At 35.0% G+C, this 18,689-nt stretch carries 9 protein-coding genes; 1 reads left to right on the top strand and 8 read right to left on the bottom strand.

Going from position 1 to position 18,689, the window contains the following annotated elements:
• Nucleotides 1–76: 76 nt before the first annotated feature.
• The 4 genes from B3C18_RS22265 to B3C18_RS22250 all read right to left on the bottom strand — a co-directional run bounded on the left by B3C18_RS22265 (nucleotide 77) and on the right by B3C18_RS22250 (nucleotide 7,126).
• Entirely contained in the window at nucleotides 77–1,117 is a 1,041-nt protein-coding gene (locus tag B3C18_RS22265; RefSeq protein ID WP_291152024.1) for a glycoside hydrolase family 43 protein, read from the bottom strand.
• Nucleotides 1,118–1,326: 209 nt separating this feature from the next.
• Nucleotides 1,327–2,499 (bottom strand): cellulase family glycosylhydrolase, encoded by a 1,173-nt coding sequence (locus B3C18_RS22260; protein WP_291152022.1) that lies wholly within the window; start codon nucleotides 2,497–2,499, stop codon nucleotides 1,327–1,329.
• Between the two features lie 83 nt (nucleotides 2,500–2,582).
• Nucleotides 2,583–4,106: a RagB/SusD family nutrient uptake outer membrane protein gene (locus tag B3C18_RS22255; RefSeq protein ID WP_291152019.1), complete on the bottom strand. Its 1,524-nt coding sequence runs from the start codon at nucleotides 4,104–4,106 to the stop codon at nucleotides 2,583–2,585.
• Nucleotides 4,107–4,123: 17 nt separating this feature from the next.
• A complete protein-coding gene (locus tag B3C18_RS22250) occupies nucleotides 4,124–7,126 on the bottom strand; it encodes a SusC/RagA family TonB-linked outer membrane protein (protein ID WP_291152017.1) in 3,003 nt (1,000 codons plus the stop codon).
• A 390-nt stretch (nucleotides 7,127–7,516) separates the two neighbouring features.
• Here B3C18_RS22250 and B3C18_RS22245 point away from each other — a divergent pair, with 390 nt between their 5' ends.
• A complete protein-coding gene (locus B3C18_RS22245) occupies nucleotides 7,517–11,467 on the top strand; it encodes a hybrid sensor histidine kinase/response regulator transcription factor (RefSeq protein WP_291152014.1) in 3,951 nt (1,316 codons plus the stop codon).
• A gap of 330 nt (nucleotides 11,468–11,797) precedes the next feature.
• Here B3C18_RS22245 and B3C18_RS22240 read toward each other — a convergent pair whose 3' ends face one another.
• The 4 genes from B3C18_RS22240 to B3C18_RS22225 form a co-directional block, all read right to left on the bottom strand.
• A complete protein-coding gene (locus B3C18_RS22240) occupies nucleotides 11,798–12,409 on the bottom strand; it encodes an LpxA family transferase (RefSeq protein ID WP_291152011.1) in 612 nt (203 codons plus the stop codon).
• A 245-nt stretch (nucleotides 12,410–12,654) separates the two neighbouring features.
• A complete protein-coding gene (locus B3C18_RS22235) occupies nucleotides 12,655–14,562 on the bottom strand; it encodes a sialate O-acetylesterase (RefSeq protein ID WP_291152008.1) in 1,908 nt (635 codons plus the stop codon).
• A gap of 217 nt (nucleotides 14,563–14,779) precedes the next feature.
• Nucleotides 14,780–16,408, bottom strand: a complete 1,629-nt coding sequence (locus B3C18_RS22230; RefSeq protein WP_291152005.1) for a DUF5597 domain-containing protein — start codon at nucleotides 16,406–16,408, stop codon at nucleotides 14,780–14,782.
• A gap of 82 nt (nucleotides 16,409–16,490) precedes the next feature.
• On the bottom strand, nucleotides 16,491–18,689 hold the full coding sequence (locus tag B3C18_RS22225; protein ID WP_291152002.1) for an endo-1,4-beta-xylanase: 2,199 nt from the start codon (nucleotides 18,687–18,689) through the stop codon (nucleotides 16,491–16,493).

Raw genomic sequence — 18,689 nt, 5'->3', positions numbered from 1 at the left:
ATCTCTGTTTCGTATTAACTCAAAAAACACTAACAAACGCCTAATTCCAAACTCATAATTCATAACTTATAACTCATTATTTATTTTTAGTGATTCCAAATTTCTTCACTAAACTATCGTATTCATTTTTAGAGATTGTAATCATGCAGCCGTGGCGTACTTTTTCAGGGAAGCTGTATTTATCCCAATCTGAGAAAAAAGTATAACCTGAAGCTTGAAACCAAGGTCCGTTTAAATTATCAGCAATTGATAATCCGTAGGAAACGCCCGGATATTGTTCGTAATACATGTACCATATTTTATCATCTGGAGAAGGAATCAGCATTGGGGCTTCTCTAAAATTTGGACTAATCGATTGCTGGGGCAAAGAATAAGGCCCTAAAAGGGATTTTGATTTCGCAATTCGGATGGTTTTTCCGGTTGTCCAGTACAAAGTTGGATACGTTTCATCTTTAATTACGGCGTAATAAGAATCGCCGACTTTACGGATGAAAACATCAATGGTTCCCATATCCCAATCGAACAAACGTTTTGATGTTCCTTCAAAAGTTTTTAAATCTTTTGATAAAACATATAGTGTTCTCTGGCTTGCCCAATAACGTTCAGGATCTTCTTTTGTTCCATCAAGATGCGGCGTGTGCCATGTCATAATGAACTTTTCTGAATCTTTGTCGTAGTATAATTTTGGGGCTCCAATTCGCTGTAAAGCATTTGAATAATCTGGTGTGCTTTTTAAATCAGGTGTATAATCGGAGTGTTTTTTCCAGGTGATTAAATCATCAGAAACCCAAATGTTGATACTTTTTGCATCGTCTCCGGTATTTCCTGCGATGTAATATTTTCCGTCCGGGCCTTTGCAGATATCGGGATGTCCTTTGTATTCTTCAAAAACTCGTTTTCCGTTGTTGAGGTTTTCCCAATGTAAACCGTCCAAACTTACAGAATAGTACAATCTGCCGTAATCGTTGTGCGTCATGTGCGCAAAAAGATAGGCTTCGTTTTTTGGTTTTTCATTTCCTTTTACTTGTCCCGGCGGATCTGGCTGTTGTGCTTTCGCTGAAAATCCAACCAAAATTACGGCTAGAAAAAAGAGCTTTTTTATTGTGTATTTTTTCATGTTGCTAAAAGATTAAAATGTTTTTTTGCCACGAATTCCACTAATTTTCACTAATTATTTTTTTTGCCACAGATTAAAAGGATTAAAATGATTTAGTTTTATTGCCCTCGGATTAATCGGATTTTCACTGATTTTAATTTTCTAAGTTGATTTTAATAAAATTGACCAGTGGAAATCCGTTTAATCTGTGAAATCTGTGGCCAATAATTCTATTTCTTATTCGCCTCAGATGTCATTTTTCTGATTAAATCTGTTTCGGCTTTTATGTATGGTGTTCCGTCTGTGTGTAATACTTCGTGAAACCATACTTTTGGTTCTGCAGTATATGTTTTCGTCCAGCTGTCCCATGCGTATTTGGTTTGTGTTTTTCCATCTACAAATCCCCAGTTGATCATTCCAACATTGTATTTTTTTGCGATTGGTAAAAAGCCTTCAAATGTACTTCCGTTTGGTCTTGCCATATATTCTGTACATAATAAAGGTTTTCCGTAACGCTGTAATTGTTTGATTACTTTTTCGAAATCCTGAGGTGTGTTGTAATTGTGGAAGGAAACAATATCCGATTGTTCGATCTGCATTTTGTGCATTGGTTTCATTATAGCTTCGTCGCTCCAGTCTCCAACCCAAACTCCAGAAGTTAATGGCTGTGACGGATTGCTTTCTCTTGCCCAAACAAAAACATTTTTTAAAAGCGGAAGGATTAAATCGACTTTGTTTTTGATTTCTATTTTTTCGTAAGATGGACCTGTCATGTTATCTGGTTCGTTCCAAACATCCCAGCCTAAAATACGTTTATCGTCTTTAAAATGAGCAACTGTTTCTTTTACATATTTCTCTAAACGAGGATATTGTGTTTTGTCCTGCAATACTTTTTGTCCCGGACTCTGTACCCAGCCTGAGTTATGCGTGTGCGGTTTTGGCGCGCGTTGTTTTCCTAAAGCAGGAAACGGATCCCAGCAGGAATCAAATAGAACAAAAAGGATTTTGATATGATGTTTATCTGCAATTCCTAAAAATTGATCCATGCGTTTGTAAAATCCTTCTGCATCTTGCTGGTGCAATAAATCGTGCAGGTAAACTCGCATTACATTCATGCCTAAATTTTCTGCCCAGCCTAATTCCTGATCAATTCTTTTTGGATCAAAAGTATCTTCCTGCCACATCTCTAATTGGTTTATAGCTGTGCTAGGATAATAATTTGAACCTACTAACCAAGGCTGTTCTGCATACCATTTATTAGCCTGATCTTTTGTCCAGATTTCTCTTTTTTCAACTGCAGCAGTTTCGTTTTTATTTTCTTCAGTAGTATTCTTTTTGTTGTTGCAGCTTAGCAATACTAATCCTGCCAACATAAATGTCAGACACAATTTTACTTTTCTCATTATAAATTTTGTTATTATGAACAATCGTTCTTTATAATAAGGGAATCAGACTAATACATCTGATTCCCTTAAAAAATTAGTTTTTAATATCCTGAGTTTTGTTCCAGATTTGGATTATTATCTACATCACTTTGTGGAATTGGCATTCTATGATTTTTACCCACTTTGAAGTTTTTAAAATCCGGGTCACGAAGCGCAATTTTATCAACAGAAGCCTGAGAATTTAAATCTCCCCAGCGTTTTAAATCTTCCCAACGCACACTTTCGCCGGCTAATTCTAAAACTCTCTCTGTTTTTAAACGCTCTAAAAATTTATCATGATCGTTTCCTATTTCAGGATGAGCAACTGCTAAAGTATTCATGTTTACACGGGCTCTTACTAAATCAACATACTGATAAGCTTGTGCCGTATTTCCTGTTTCGTTCAAAACTTCGGCATAGCGCAGCAAAATATCAGCATAACGAACTAATCTGTAATTTACCTGGCTGTAATAATCTTCATTATTTCTATAATAATCACGGCTTCCTTTTCTAAACCAGGCTTCATTATTGTTCCATTCCCAATTTCTTCCGTAAGTTTTATCTCCAAAATCAGCTAATAATTCCGGATAGTATAAAGTCCATCTTAAACGAGTATCAAGATTACCATCTTTATTTGGTTCGGCCTTGAAAGCATTTACCAGCCATAAACGTGCTTGTCCGTCAGACCAGCCAATTCCTCTTGGTGCAAAAAACTGACCACGGTTACTGGAAACTGCAGCATTTGGATCTTCACCAGTTCCTCCTTTTCTTTGATCTCCAAACTGAATTTCAAAAACAGATTCACTGTTATTTTCGTTTACATCTGTAAAATTATCTCTGTAATTAGTAACCAGCCCATATCTTGCACCTGGCCCTGTAATCAAATATTCCAGTGCTGTTTTCGCTTCTGGCCATTTGTGCTGCTGCATGTATAATTTTGCTAAAAATGCTTTTGCTGCTCCTTTATCAGGTCTTCCTGTTTGATCAGATGGCCATTGCGCTGGTAAATCCACAAAAGCTTCATTTAAATCTTTTTCAATCTGAGCCCAAATTTCAGTTACCTTTTTTTGTTGTGGTAAATCTGCTGGTGTAGATGGATCTAAAACTAACGGAATATCTTCCCAGATTACGGCTGCGTAGTAATAATGTAATGCTCTGAAAAATTTAGCCTGAGCAATGATTTTCTTTTTATCATCTTCATTTTGAAATGTGATATTCGGAACATTTGCTAAAACCTGATTACATCTAAAAATGGCTTTGTAGGTATCTCTCCATGTTACGGCATTTCCTTCCCAAAAATTATAATTGATATAATTGAATCGCGTCCAGTCTGCTAATTCTGTCCACGGACTTACACTATACCCTTCATCAGAAGTCAAATCTAAACGAAAATACATCCATCTTGCCCAAAGACCGTCTTTGTAAAACATAGCGTAAATTGAGTTTACACCAGCTTGAGCATCACTTTCAGTTTTCCAATATTGGTCTACTGTAATATCATTTGGGCTGTTCAGGTCTAATTCACTTTCACAAGCTGTAAAAACAAGACCCAGAAAAGCTGCGGTTATTATGATTATTTTTTTCATTATGCTATTTTTTTAAATTAAAAGCTAAAATCAACACCAAAAGAATACGTTTGAAGATTTGGGAAAGCACCATTATCAACGCCTCTTTCAAAAATATTACTGTTTGTAAATTCAGGATCTAAACCTTTATATTTAGTAATTGTAATAATATTTTGTGCCGATAATGTTAATCTCGCTCTCGAAATACCTGAATTTTTCAAGACACTTTGAGGCAGGTTATAACCAAATCCAATGTACTTAAGTCTGATAAAATCTCCATTTTCTAAGAAACGGTCACTGTCTCCTCTTGAATTTAAAGTTGAACCTTTTGTGATTCTAGGAAAATCAGTATTTGGGTTTTCTGGTGTCCAAGGCTGAATTCCGGCTCTGTAATTACTATTGTCATCGAATCTGTCTACAACACTTCTAAATCCGTTATAAACAGTTGCTCCGTGAGAAGCAATCCAGTTCATAGAAAAATCAAAACCTTTATATTCTGCTCCTGCATTTAAACCCATTTCAAATTCTGGCCATGGGCTTCCCACAATAGCTTTATCTGTACTTGTAATTTGTCCGTCCCCATTAACATCTTTAAAACGAATATCTCCAGGAACAGCATTTGGCATAATTACTTGCCCGTTAGCATTTTTGTAGTTATCAATTTCCTGCTGATTTTGAAACAATCCATCAGTTTGTAAAACATACCACATTCCTACCGGCATACCACCTCTTGTGATTGTGTTTCCGGAAATGTTTTCATTTTGACCGTTACCTAATGAAACCAGTTTGTTATTAACTTTTGTAAAGTTGATCGAAGCATTAAACGAGAATTCATTGATTTTTTTGCTGTAAGCTAATTCTAATTCAAAACCTTTATTTTCAACAGTTGCAGCATTAGAAATTGGGTTTCCGCCGTCATTTCCTGTAGTTAATAAAATTGGGAATCCAAATAATACATCTTCTGTACGAGCGATAAAATAATCTGCTGTTAAACGTAAATCATTATTTAAAACGCCTAAGTCTAATCCAAAGTTGGTTTGTTTTAATTTTTCCCAACGCAGTTCTGAATTTGATAATTTTACCTGAGTTGCAGAAGGATATAAATTTTGACCTAACACAATCTGTCCGAAATTATTAACGAAACTTTTGTATTCGTATTCTTTAATATTTCCAGAACCTAATTCTCCATAACTCGCTCTTAATTTTAAATCTTTAATAAACTCTGATTTAAAAAATGATTCATTGCTTATTCTCCATCCAGCTGAAACAGAAGGGAAATTTCCCCATTTGTTTGCATCACTAAATCTTGATGATCCGTCGCGTCTTAAAACAGCATTTAATAAATAACGGTTATCATAATTGTATTCAATTCTTCCAAGATAAGATGCAAGAGCTGCTTCATTAATAAAACCACCAACTACCGGCGAATCTCCTTGGTTTAAAACCTCATAATATTGTCCAGTTCCGGAATTTATTGGCAGGTTTCTTTTTGTACCATAAATTTGATCGTATTTGTCTTTTTGAAAAGTCTGACCAACTAAAACCGTTATATCATGTTTTCCAAATTCTTTTTTGAAAGTCAAAGTATTTTCGAACAATGTTGTTTGCGATCTTCCTTTATTTTGATCTGTCTGAGATGGATCTATTGGTTGATTTAATGTCCAGTTCCCAACTTTCCTCATGAATTTATAAGAGTCAAAACTAGTTTCATATCCAAAATTGAAACGGTATTTCAACCAAGGAGCAAATTTTAGTTCAGACCAGATATTACCTCTAATTCTGAAATTTTCGTTGATTGTATTGGCAAAATCAGCAATTGCAAGAGGGTTTGTTCCAAAAGTATCTGCAACACCTTGTTTACCGTAACCATATCCTCCAGGATTAGATGCGTCGTAAAGCGGAATTGTCGGTGTCATTCTGTACACATCAATAATTGGATTTCCAGACATTTCATCTGTTTTAGAATTACTGATGGCTAAGTTTTCTCCAATACTGAAAATTCCTTTTGTACCGCTTGAATTTACACGGAATGAAATTCTGTCAAAATCAGTTCCTATAACTGCTCCTTCATTTCCAAAATAATTCCCCGACATAAAGAAGGTTGAGTTTTCATTCCCGCCAGAAACGCTGGCATTATAATCCTGCATCATTCCTGTTCTAAAAACTGCATCCTGCCAGTCTGTATTAACTGCCATATTCAGGTTTTGTCTTGTCATTCCGGCATTATCATAAGCCATATTATTTAATCTGGCAAACTCTTCTGTTCCCGCCAAATCATAGCGTGGGATAGTTGTAAAACTGCTTTTTGCAGAAACATCAATTTGAAGTGGCCCTTTTTTACCCTTTTTTGTGGTAATAATAATTACACCATTTGCTGCTCTCGAACCATAGATTGCTGCTGCAGATGCATCTTTTAAAACCTGAATACTTTCAATATCATTTGGGTTAAAATCTCTGTTTGCAGAAGTTACTAATCCATCAATTACATATAATGGATTTGTATTTTGAAGATTTTTAAGACCACGAATCTCTACACTTGCTTCCTGTCCCGGACGTCCACCGCCGCGAACCTTAACTCCGGTAACTAAACCTTGTAATCCGTCAGCAACAGTAGTTACCTGTCTTTTTTGGATTTCTGTAGCTTTTACAAGCGAAACAGCTCCTGTAAGGTCTTTTTTCTGCTGTGAACCGTAACCTACAACTACAATTTCATCCAGTTTCATCGCATCTTCTTGTAAAGTAACATTGATAGACGTTTTGTTATTGATTTCAATTTCTGTTGTTTTATAGCCTTGTGAACTAAAAACCAGTGTTTGGTTTCCCGCAGCGGCTATTTTATATGTACCGTCAAAATCGGTAACTGCACCATTTTTTGTGTTTTTTATGACAACGTTAGCAAACGGAATTGATTCTCCTGTTGCAGAAACTACTTTACCCGTTATGGTTATTTGCTGTTGTGCATACGTTTGTTGTAATAATAAACTAAAGAAAAACAAGAGGTAATATCTCTGCTTTAAAATTTGAGTGATCTTTGTTTTCATTGATTTGTCATTTAGATAGTTTTCATTTTTTGGTTGGTTTTACAATTGTTTTTTAAAAATTCTAATCATCTCTGATGCGAGCAAAAAAATAATTAATATTGCTCAGTAATAATAATGTGTTCATTTTAATTCAAAATTATTAATGGTATATTTTTTCAAACTTAATTTTATTGATGCTGTATTTTTTTAGCCTAAAAATTATCAATATGATTTGTTTGAAAATTCAAAGTAGATGATTTTAATTCAAAATAAAATGATTCATTTGTGTCAATTTCTATCTCAAATGATTCAAATTGTATAAAAAAGATCAGAAATATAGCGGCTTGCAACATTTTGTTGAATATTGACACGATTTGAATAAGTCCTTGTTTTATCCTAAAAAACACAACTATGCGTAAATTCTTTCTTTTATTATTTTTTTCGCTTTTTTCGATACATTTTATTCAGGCACAAGAATATTATTTCAAACATTTTCAGGTTGAAGAAGGACTTTCTAACAACACCGTTTTGACTTCTTTACAGGACGAAGATGGCTTTATGTGGTTTGGTACAAAAGATGGTTTGAACCGATTTGACGGTTATCGTTTTAAGACTTACAGAAGCAATGCTGACCCAATTCATAGTTTAGGAAGCAATTATATTCAGTCTTTACACGAATATAAAGGTGTAATTTGGGTTGGAACTGATAAAGGTTTGTATCAATACGATAAAAAAACTGATCAGTTTACGGTTTTAAACGAAGCGATTAACGACCGTATCAACGATATTAATCATGATAAAAACGGAAATATCTGGTTTATCTCCGGCAATATTCTCTATAAATATTCGACAACAAAAAAGGAAACTAAAACTTTTAATCCGAATAAATATTTTATTGCCACTTCGATTTCAAGAGATGCAAACGGGCAGATCTGGGCTTCTTCTTTAAATAAAATATATCGTTATTCTGAAGAAAATCTTTCGTTTGAAAATATTCCGATCGCGCCACCTGCAAGTTCTTCTAATTTTAGAATTACCATTATTTATGCTTTAGACAAAAACAATATTGTAATTGGTACGCAAGACGACGGTGTTTTACTTTATAACATTCATAATAAAACAACTTCGAGTTTAGAATTTTCGACAAAAAAACCAGTTTATGTCCGTCAGTTTAAAAAGAGAGGAAATGATGAACTTTGGATTGCAAGCGAATCTGGAGTTTATGTTTATAATCTGAAAACTAAATCAAGCATTAATCTTAAAAAAAATTATAATGATCCTTATGCTATTTCAGATAATGCAGCATATTCTATCACGATTGATAAGGAAAACGGAATTTGGGTTGGAACGTATTTTGGTGGCATTAATTACCATCAAAAACAATACACACAGTTTAAAAAATATTTTCCGCAGAAAGGGCAAAATTCCATTAGCGGAAGCGCCGTTAGAGAAATTCATAAAGATGATAAAGGTGATTTGTGGATTGGAACCGAAGATGCGGGTTTAAACCGATTTAACCCAAAAACGCAGCAGTTTACATCGTATTTACCAAACGGAAGTAAAAGCAGTGTTTCCTATTATAATATTCATGCTTTAATGCCCAGAAAAGACAAAATCTGGGTGGGAACTTTTGAACATGGCTTAGATGTTTTAGACCGAAATTCGGGTAACGTTGTGCGACACTACAGCGCTAATAATCCAGCTTCAGGATTGCGCAGTAATTTCATTTTTTCTTTTTATGAAACCAAAAAGGATGAATTGATCGTGATTACAACAATGGGACTTTATTTATATAATGAACAAAACGACAATTTTGAAACTTTAAAAACTTTTCCCGAAACGACGCATTATACCACTTACAAAGAAGACAGCGACGGAAATCTCTGGGCAGGAAGTTATCGTGATGGTTTGTTTTATTATAATCCGAAAACCAAAAAGAAAGAGGTTTTTATTTATGATTACAAAAACCCAAACGGAATCAGCAATAATTCGATCAATTATATTTTTGAAGACAGTTTTAAAAATTTATGGTTTGCAACCGAAAACGGATTGGATTTATTTGATAAAAAAACAAGAACGTTTAAAAAATTCACAACTAAAAACGGGTTTCCGAGTAATGTCGTTTATTCTATTTTAGAAGATGAGGCAAAAAATTTATGGCTTACGACTTCTAAAGGTTTGGTGAAATTTGGACCTGATCATAAAAGCATTAAAATTTACACCACCGCAAATGGCTTATTGAGCGATCAGTTTAATTATGCATCGGCTTTTAAGGATACAAATGGCGATATGTATTTCGGGAATTTAAACGGAATGATCAGTTTCAACCCGAAGAATTTTACCAAGAACAAATACACGCCTTCGACTTTTATTACCAATCTGCAGATTAATAATAAGGATATTGATGCCAATGAAAATGATTCGCCTATAAAACAATCTATTGCGCATATTGACGAACTGGAACTTAACAACAGCCAATCGTCATTTAATCTTGAATTTGCTTCGTTAAATTATACCGCGCCGGAACTTACAGAATATTGGTATAAACTTGAAAATGTGAATAATGACTGGGTTTATCTGGAACGTAACAATAAAGTTTTCTTTACAGAACTCGCACCTGGCGATTATGTTTTTAAAGTAAAATCACTGAATAGTTTTGGTGTTTGGAGTAAAGAAGTTGAACTAAAAATCAGGATTCTGCCGCCGTTTTGGGCGAGTTCTTATGCGTATTTTTTCTATTTTCTGCTAATATGCGGTTCGTTTTATTATATCATTCGTTATTCGCAGAATCTCACTCAGATTAAACACAATCGAAAAATAAAACATTTAAACGACGAAAAAGAGAAAGAAATCTATCAGGCTAAAATTGACTTTTTTACCAATGTGGCACACGAAATCAGAACGCCTTTGACGTTGATAAAAGGGCCTTTGGAAAAACTTTTGGTTATGGATCACATATTGCCGGAAGTGCCTCAGAATCTTTCGATAATGAAGAAAAACACTTCACGTTTATTAAAACTGGTAAATGAATTACTGGATTTTAGAAAGTCTGAAATTGGCGGTTTAAAACTCACTTTCGTGGAAGCGAATATTTCGTCGATGGTTCGGAATTTACATTTGAGATTTAGTCAATTAATTGAAGAGAGAGGAATTGAATTTGAACTGGAACTGGGCGATAAGGATATTTTTGCTTTTGTGGATAAAGAAGCTTTCAAAAAAATCCTGAGTAATTTAATGAGTAATGCTATTAAATATTCTACAGATAAAGCTTCGATTACGCTTTTTAGAGATGAAAAGAAACTGACTTTAATTGTAAAAAATGACGGAAATCTGATTCCGTTTCATTTAAAAGATAAAATTTTTGAGCCGTTTTTCAGGGTTGATAATATGGACACGACTTCGGGAACGGGAATCGGGCTCTCGCTGGCACATTCGTTAACGCAGTTGCATAATGGGAACCTGCAGGTAATTCCGGATTCAAAAGTGAATATTTTTGAACTTGTGGTTCCGCTTCGTCAGGAAGAAGAATTTATGTTTTATAATGAAACAGAGAAAGACGAAATTGAAGCAGAATCTGAAACTGTAGAAATCGAAAACAAACACGAAAAAACACAGCTTTTAGTAGTGGAAGACAATGAAGATTTATTGAATTTTATTACGGCTGAATTAGCGCCTTATTACACGATTTTAAAAGCTGATAATGGCGAAAATGCTTTAAAAATAATTCATAATGAGAATATTCAATTGGTTATAAGTGATGTTTCTATGCCAATTATGGACGGAATTACGTTGTGTAAAGAGATTAAAACCAACTTAGAAACAAGTCATATTCCGGTAATTTTGCTTACTGCCAAAAACTCGCTGAAATCGCAAATTGACGGGCTTGAAGTGGGTGCAGATGCGTATATCGCAAAACCTTTTTCAATGGATTATTTAAAAGTTCAGGTGAATAATCTAATCGAAAACAGAAAGCAGATTATGAATTATTATGCGAGTTCTCCGCTTTCGCACATTAAAAGTATTGCGCACAACAAAACCGACGAAAAGTTCCTGAAAAAACTCGACGAAGAAATCCTGAAAAACATCACAGATTCTGATTTAAGTGTTGAGTCTTTGGCAGAAATCATGAATATGAGCCGTTCGACTTTATACCGAAAAATTAAAGATATTTCGAATTTGAGTCCGAATGAATTGATTAATATTGTCCGTTTAAAACGTGCTGCGGAATTGCTTTTGAATGAGAATTATAAAATGTACGAGATTGCAGAAATGGTGGGTTATAAATCGCAGACGAGTTTTGGTCGTAATTTCCAAAAGCATTTTTCGATGACGCCTTCGGAGTATATTGCGATGAATAAATAGTTTTTTTGTAGAGACGCACAGTAGTGCGTCTTATATGCAAAGTTTTTGTTGTCGATATTCGTTGAGGTTACGTTGTGTTAGACGCACTGCTGTGCGTCTCTACAGAACAAAAACTGGATATATTTTATTTAAAAAAAAATCAATTGCCTCCAGCTTTAGCTGGAGGTTAAATTTTGAAAAATATGAAAGGCTTTAGCCGAACTTTGAGTTTTTGGCTAAAGCCTTTTTGATAACAAATATCTATCTCTCCAGCTAAAGCTGGAGGCAATTAAAAAAAATATCAACACAAAGTATATCTGTAGAGACGCACAGCAGTGCGTCTACACAAAGTTATTCCTCAACCAATTGCTCAATCAACTGTAATCTTTTTACAATACTATTTCTATCTAAAATTGTCCCTGGCGATAAAACCGCATTCGCACCAACTTTAGAATTATCTCCTAACAACGATCCAAATTTGTCTGAATGAGTATTGATAATATTGTCTTTGTATTTAACCGAAATGTTTTTATTTTTTCTTTCGTTGTAATGATTGGCACAAATAGAACCTGCTTCAAAATTTATGTTTTGACCAATCAGGCTGTTTCCTATATAATTAAAATGTGCAACAGCCGAATTATCAGAAATAAACGATTGTTTTATTTCTGAACCCGGACCTATTTTTACAGATTTACCAAATAATATTGGGCCGCGCAAATAAGCGTGCGCACCAATATAACAATTTTCTGAAATGATGATTGTTCCTTTTAAGGTTACGCCTTCTTCGATTACGACTGTTTTATGTATCGCAATTGTCCCTTCTATTTTATAATCAGCTGAAAGAAGTTTTAATTTTTCTAAAAGTATTTTATCCAGTTCGTTGACAATATTCCAAGGTGCAGTAGTTATATAATCTGGAAAGTAAAAATCAAAGTTTTCTATAAAATCGATTGGCTTTATCATTATTGTATTGATTTAAAAATGCTTTATTTAATTTTATAAAGATAAGATTTTCAAAAATTCGATTTTTACTATTTAGTAAAATAAACCAAAGGTTTTCAGATGAAAAAAAATGATAAATAAACACAAAGTATATCCGTAGAGACGCACAGCAGTGCGTCTTATGCGCAAAGTGGTATACGTTGTGGTTACGTTGTGTTAGACGCACTGCTGTGCGTCTCTACAGAATAAAAAATGGATTTAAAAAATTATTTAATATCTGCTTCAAAAGGCGACGCAGGCAAATTTTCTTTATTGTATAAATTGGCTTCAGCCGGATTATCTGCCCAAGCGTATCTTACTTTTACAGGATCTGCAATTGAATCATTACTCACGATAACTTTATCGCCGTCGATAATGGCTTTTGCCCAAACAAATTTTCCATCATTTCCAGCAATTGCAAATTCTTTTAATTCATTTCCGGTTTTGATTTGTAATCCTGTTCCAACATCTGAAAAACTTAAGATTAACTTGTTTCCGTCTTTTTTTATTGCTTTAAAAATCGGTCCCGAAGCGATTAAGTTTTTCTCGCCGTAAACCAATTTTCTTGCCTGAAGCGATAATCTTTTCCCGACATCGTATTTATTTAAAGGATGAATGTCATTCCACTCTCCTACATCAATTATTACCGCCATTCCTGTGTTTGGAACTTTTAGCGTATTCAACTGCTGTTGCCTTAAAGCTGCCCAATTACTTTCGACTGGTTCTGATTTTGTTTCCATATAATTGGCAAGCTGAACGAATAAAAAAGGCAATTTTTCCTGTTTCCATTGGGCGCGCCAGTTCGCAATTAAGGTTTCCATTAAAGGAAAATATTCTGATGGCTTTTTGGTACTCGATTCGCCCTGATACCAAAGCACACCTTTTATCGAATAATTTTTAAGAGGCGCAATCATGGCATTATAAAGTCCGACTGGTTTTAATCTGACAAAAGTCTGTGCCGGAAGCGGTAACATTTTTGAACCTAATTTGTATTTCCAGATTCCTTTTAAATCGATGGTTTGATCGCCATTGATTAGCTCATAGGGTTTATCAAATACAAAACCGCCTTTGCCTGAATTACTGATTACGCGAACGGTAATTTCGTTTTTTCCTTCTTTTAAAATATTGGCATCAAAAGAATAAATTCTTGGCGGATATTGATAGGAAGTTGTACCTACAAAATGTCCGTTTACAAAAACCGAATCGGCATCGACTATTCTTCCTAAAATAATTTTAGCCTGATTTTCTTTTATTTTTTCCAGCGTAAATTCCTTTTTAAACCAAACCGAGCCGTTTATATTTCCGAGTTCACCGTCTGCCCAATAACCGGGAACGTTCATGGTTTTCCAATCAAAATTATCGATTTCAGCTGCCCATTTATTTTTTAGTCCAGGATCTGTTTCGTCTAATAATTTATCCCAGTCTGAACTTACTTTATCGTCGTTTTCGTCAATTTGTTTTTCGAGACTTCCATCTTTAAACTTTAAATATTCCTGATAATGATCCGGAAACTTTTTAATGTTTTCTTCGCTGATCCAGGCTTCTGCCGGAGAACCTCCTAAAGAAGAATTGATTATTCCAATCGGAATTTGGTATTTTTCATAGATTTCTAAAGCAAAAAAATAAGCAACTCCAGAGAATTTCAAAACGCTGTTTGGGTTTGCTGCAATCCATTCTCCCGAAGAAAAATCGGTATTTTCTCTTTCAAAAAAATATTGATTGGGAACTAGAAATTGTCTGATGTTCGGATTCTCTGCTTTAACGATATAATCCTGGTATTTATATTTAAGTCGTTCCATTGACAGCTGCATATTCGATTGACCGGAACAAACCCAAACGTCTCCAAAAAGTATATTTTTCAGGGTGATTGTGTTGGATGCTTTTAAAGTCATTTCATAAGATCCGCCTGCTTTTTGTGATGGAAGCTGAATGAGCCATTTTCCGTCTTCGGCTGTAGTGGCTTTATATGTTTTGTGGTTGAAATCGAGTTCTATTTTTTCTTTTGGTGACGCCCAGCCCCAGATATTGACTTTTGTATCGCGTTGTAATATCATTCCGTCGCTTATTAGTCTTGGGAGTTTTATTTGAGCATTGGCATTGAAAACTATAAGTATTGCTAGTATTATTTTTTTCATTTGATCTTATTTATTTTTTAGCCCACTGATGACACGGATTATACTGGTTAACGCTGATTTTTTTTGCCACAGATTAAAAGATTATCACTGATTAATTTTAAAAAATCTTTTTAATCTGTGTTAATCTGTGGCTAAAAAATTTTCACGCAGATTATGCAGATTTTTTATTTGTATAAAAATAATTTGTGCAAATTCGTGCAATTAGTGTTGAATTAAATCACTCATAAATGTATAGTTTTATTTTTTGAATTTCGTAATCCCCTACTGAAATTCTCAGGTGTCTTCCTTGATGGGTTTGGTCTCCGTTGAAATGTCGGATGGTTCTCCATTTTTCGTTTTCAAATTTTCCTTGATCTGTTTTTAATATTCCTGCGTTTGCGTTTTTATTTTTTAAAGGTTTAAAAGTTACCACAATTCCAGAACCTGCAATGTAAAATTCATCGGGTGAAATTTCTATAATTGTGGCGCTGGATGTTGGCCAAGTTTCTGCTTTTGCACCTTCGGACCAATTTAAAGTGTAATCGTGTTTAAAGGTAAATTCGTAATTTCCTAGATTGACTATTTGTGTATTATTTTCCTTGTCTAATAGAACTCCATCAATTTTTCCTTGTCCTTTATTGGCTTCAATAACTGGGGTTAACTGCTCTACTAAATCATAAATTTTTCCTAGTGGTTCTTTTTTGGCATCGATCACAGATTCTATGGAGAAAGGCGAAAAACCAATGGCTTCATAATGTCCAATTGCGTATAAACCTTTAAACGGTGCGGTTTCATCAAAACGGTGTTCGGGAATAAATAACGGATCGCCTTGTCGGGTAAACAAATCATTCCATTGCTTGAATGATGGATTATAAAAATCGGGGGAAAGGAAATCTATGGCGTTTCCGGCTGCTTTCCAAACATCCATTAGGTGCGGCAACGGACCTGCGCTTGGATATTCTCCGGGTTTCTTTTCTGGAGCGTTTAAGGCTGCGTTTACAAACATCGGAATTGGGTAAGCGTCTTTTCCGGCTTTGGCAATGGTATTGGTGAATTTTGAGAAATACCAGGCCATAAAAATTTCATCGGTTTGGAGGCTTTTTCCGAAGATTTCTTCCCAGTTTCCTGTTGTTTTAAATCCGTTTTTCTCCCAGATTGCTGAGAATTCCGGAACTAGTTTTTCTTTATTTTTCTGTAAATATTGGATGAATTCTTTTGGAACTTCTTTTTTGAAAGCTTCATTGGCTAACGGATGATAATCGCGTGCCGTTGGCAGCATCCCGATTTCGTTTTCAACCTGAACCATAATGACGGTTTGCTCTTTTTGGTCGAAATCCTTAATATGGAACATTAGCTTTTCAAAAGCTTTTAAGTCGGCTTGCAGGTTTTCTTCGCTAAAAGGCGTTAGAATTTCATGGCTTTTATTTTTGTCGTCTTTTATTCTTGGATATTTTTTCTGATTCAGTTTTACCCATTCCGGTGCGTAGCTTGACATACTGTTTTTCCATGATCCAAACCAAAGAAATACTAGTTTTAGGTTTTCTTTTCGGGCTCTCAGAATCAAATCATCTACTAGCGAAAAATCAAATTTACCTTCCTCCTTTTCTATTAATTCCCAATAAATTGGCGTTAAAACTGTGTTGAGGTTCATGTCGGTTAGCTTTTCCCAAATAGGCTCCATACTTTCCATAGTTGTTGCCGAAGAATTTCCTAATTCCCCACCGCGAATAATGAAAGGTTTGTCGTTGACAATGAGCTGTGTTTTATTTCCTTTTTTTTGAAGATGCGGTATTTTTTCCTGAGCATATCCGAATTGTAAAAAAGCAAAAAACAGTATAACAATTGTATTTTTTGGGAACGTAAACATCTGATTCTTTTAAAATTAAAAACAAATAATCCATAATACAAATCCTTTCAGATTCATATTATGGATTAAGACTACACTTAACTTACTTAACCAACTCTCCTGAAAAGTCTTTACTTACATCTTTTCCTGCAAGACCATCAGCAGTTCCTTTATAGGCGTGTTTACGAACGTAATTTGCATCCCAAAGATTTGGTGCTTCGTCCGGAAGCCAAAATTCATGTTCCTTAGAGTTATCAGAAACTCCCCAAACTGTAATACCGTATTGCTGCGCTGCCGGAATATGTTTTTTATACATATCTACCACATATTGATACATTTCTGCTTGCGAAGCTTGCTGCGCAACGGTTGGCGCATTTGTTCCTAATCTCACATCTAACTCAGAAATTTTAATCAATTTTCCTGTAGCTGCCAGTTTTTGGAACATTTGGGCAATTTTATCTTTATCTGTATTTAGACCTATGTGCATCTGTGTTCCTATTCCGTCAACTTTTCCGCCTTGACTTTCGATATATTCCACATATTGAATCAATCCGTCGCATTTGTCTAATCTTGATTCTAAATTATAATCGTTGATGAAAAGTTTGTCTGTTGCATTTCCATATTGACGCGCCAGTTTAAAAGCTGTTACTGCATAATCTTTTCCTAGGTATTTTATCCAAGAGAAAAAATCTGCTGCGGTATCGCCTTCATTTCCTGTTCTTAATGTTCCATCTTCTTTCATTGGTTCGTTTACAACATCCCAAGCAAAAACGCTTGTTTTGTAATGTGTCATCATTTTAGAAACCCAGTCAGTCATTGCATCGCCAATGATTTTTGTTTTTTCGGCTTCGGTTTTATTGATGGTTATTGGTGCTGTTGGGCCTCCGCCAGATGATCCGTCCGTTACTGAAACATTGTCGATATAATAGGTTCCTGCTGCTCCACCTAAATCAAAGTTTAAACCTGTTTCGGTTCCATTTCCGGTAAATTTCCATTCCACTAATTTCCAACTTGGCGTTGTTGCCTGATCTCCCTGATAATGAGCTGTTGTTCCTGTTGTTGAACATCTTACAGAACCAGTTGCTTCAGAACGAATCATATACGAAATGGTATATTCTTTTCCAGAAGTGAAGGTTGAAGTAAAATCAGCATGAATTTGAGTTTTCCATTGATTTGCCGCATCCGAAGTTGCGTTTACCACTTTCATCGCTCCGTTTCCTTCATATGCATCGGCCGCGCCTGCAGCACTTAAAGCATCATTAGCACCGTTGTATTTTGACCATCCGCTGATACCTGCATTAAAATTACCATTGGCAACCAAATTTGTAACTGTGGCTGCGGCATCAAGATCTACAACTGCAATCGTATTTACATCAATTAAATACGTCACATTTGGCAGATATCCTAAATCGATATTGAATTTGAAATTGGTGCTTCCGCCAACAAAATCTCCGGGAGCTAATTTAATTTTAACCTGCTGCCATGCTGATGTTGTTGCAAAAGCTTCTGTCCAGGATCCGCCTGTGCTGAACCAGTCTTTATACGGATATTGGTTGGTTAAGGAAGCATTGAAAGAAATACGTCCTTTTCCTGTTACATCAGATTTAATGTAGAAAGAAATCTCGTAATTATGACCGCTTACAATGGATACATCCGGAGAGGTCAATTGCAGATTATATGGTGCTGAAGATGTTGCGCTAGATTCTAATTTAATAGCCTGTGAACCCGTTGCAAGCCCTTCATTTGCTGCAATAGCAATTCCTTTTCCGGGATTATTTCTTGCCCAATTTGTAAATGTTCCGTTTTTTAAACCTGCAACATCTAATGTATTGGTTCCGCTTGAACCGGGAATTACAGTTGGCGCAATTATACTATTTAAATAACTCGCATTTTGGTTGGAATGCCAAACCAAAGTATGTCCAAAAACTGTTAATCCAGCTTTTTTTGTTTCAGCAATAAAGGCATCTACTTTAGTAAAATTAATTTCACCTTTTGAGTTTACCATTGCGCCGTGTTTCATTTCATAACCCGGCGTAACCTCATCAAAGTTGTCGTTTACAATTTTGCGGTACGCTGCGTCAGTTAAGTATAAATCGGCACCAATTCCGTTTCCTAAAACAAAATCTGTGTACGTTTTAAGGTTATCGTATCGGCTTATTTTTTCTACTAATTCTAATGGAAGTTCAGCTCCTGTTACCTCGCCATGCTCAGGGTCTTTTTCCCATTCCATTAAATTATCATCACAAGATGCCAGAAGCATTAAGGATGAAGCAATTACTGGTATTATATATTTATATTTCAT

The organism is Flavobacterium sp. UBA7680 (genome assembly GCF_002482975.1).
Classification (GTDB): Bacteria; Bacteroidota; Bacteroidia; order Flavobacteriales; family Flavobacteriaceae; genus Flavobacterium.
Note: the sequence above shows the minus strand (reverse complement) of the source record. Positions and strands in the feature narration are given on the sequence as shown.

Bases quoted from the DNA above. Each gene is read 5' to 3' on its own strand.
- B3C18_RS22265 (WP_291152024.1), bottom strand. From the start codon at position 1,117: ATGAAAAAATACACAATAAAAAAGCTCTTTTTTCTAGCCGTAATTTTG.
- B3C18_RS22260 (WP_291152022.1), bottom strand. From the start codon at position 2,499: ATGAGAAAAGTAAAATTGTGTCTGACATTTATGTTGGCAGGATTAGTA.
- B3C18_RS22255 (WP_291152019.1), bottom strand. From the start codon at position 4,106: ATGAAAAAAATAATCATAATAACCGCAGCTTTTCTGGGTCTTGTTTTT.
- B3C18_RS22250 (WP_291152017.1), bottom strand. From the start codon at position 7,126: ATGAAAACAAAGATCACTCAAATTTTAAAGCAGAGATATTACCTCTTG.
- B3C18_RS22245 (WP_291152014.1), top strand. From the start codon at position 7,517: ATGCGTAAATTCTTTCTTTTATTATTTTTTTCGCTTTTTTCGATACAT.
- B3C18_RS22240 (WP_291152011.1), bottom strand. From the start codon at position 12,409: ATGATAAAGCCAATCGATTTTATAGAAAACTTTGATTTTTACTTTCCA.
- B3C18_RS22235 (WP_291152008.1), bottom strand. From the start codon at position 14,562: ATGAAAAAAATAATACTAGCAATACTTATAGTTTTCAATGCCAATGCT.
- B3C18_RS22230 (WP_291152005.1), bottom strand. From the start codon at position 16,408: ATGTTTACGTTCCCAAAAAATACAATTGTTATACTGTTTTTTGCTTTT.
- B3C18_RS22225 (WP_291152002.1), bottom strand. From the start codon at position 18,689: ATGAAATATAAATATATAATACCAGTAATTGCTTCATCCTTAATGCTT.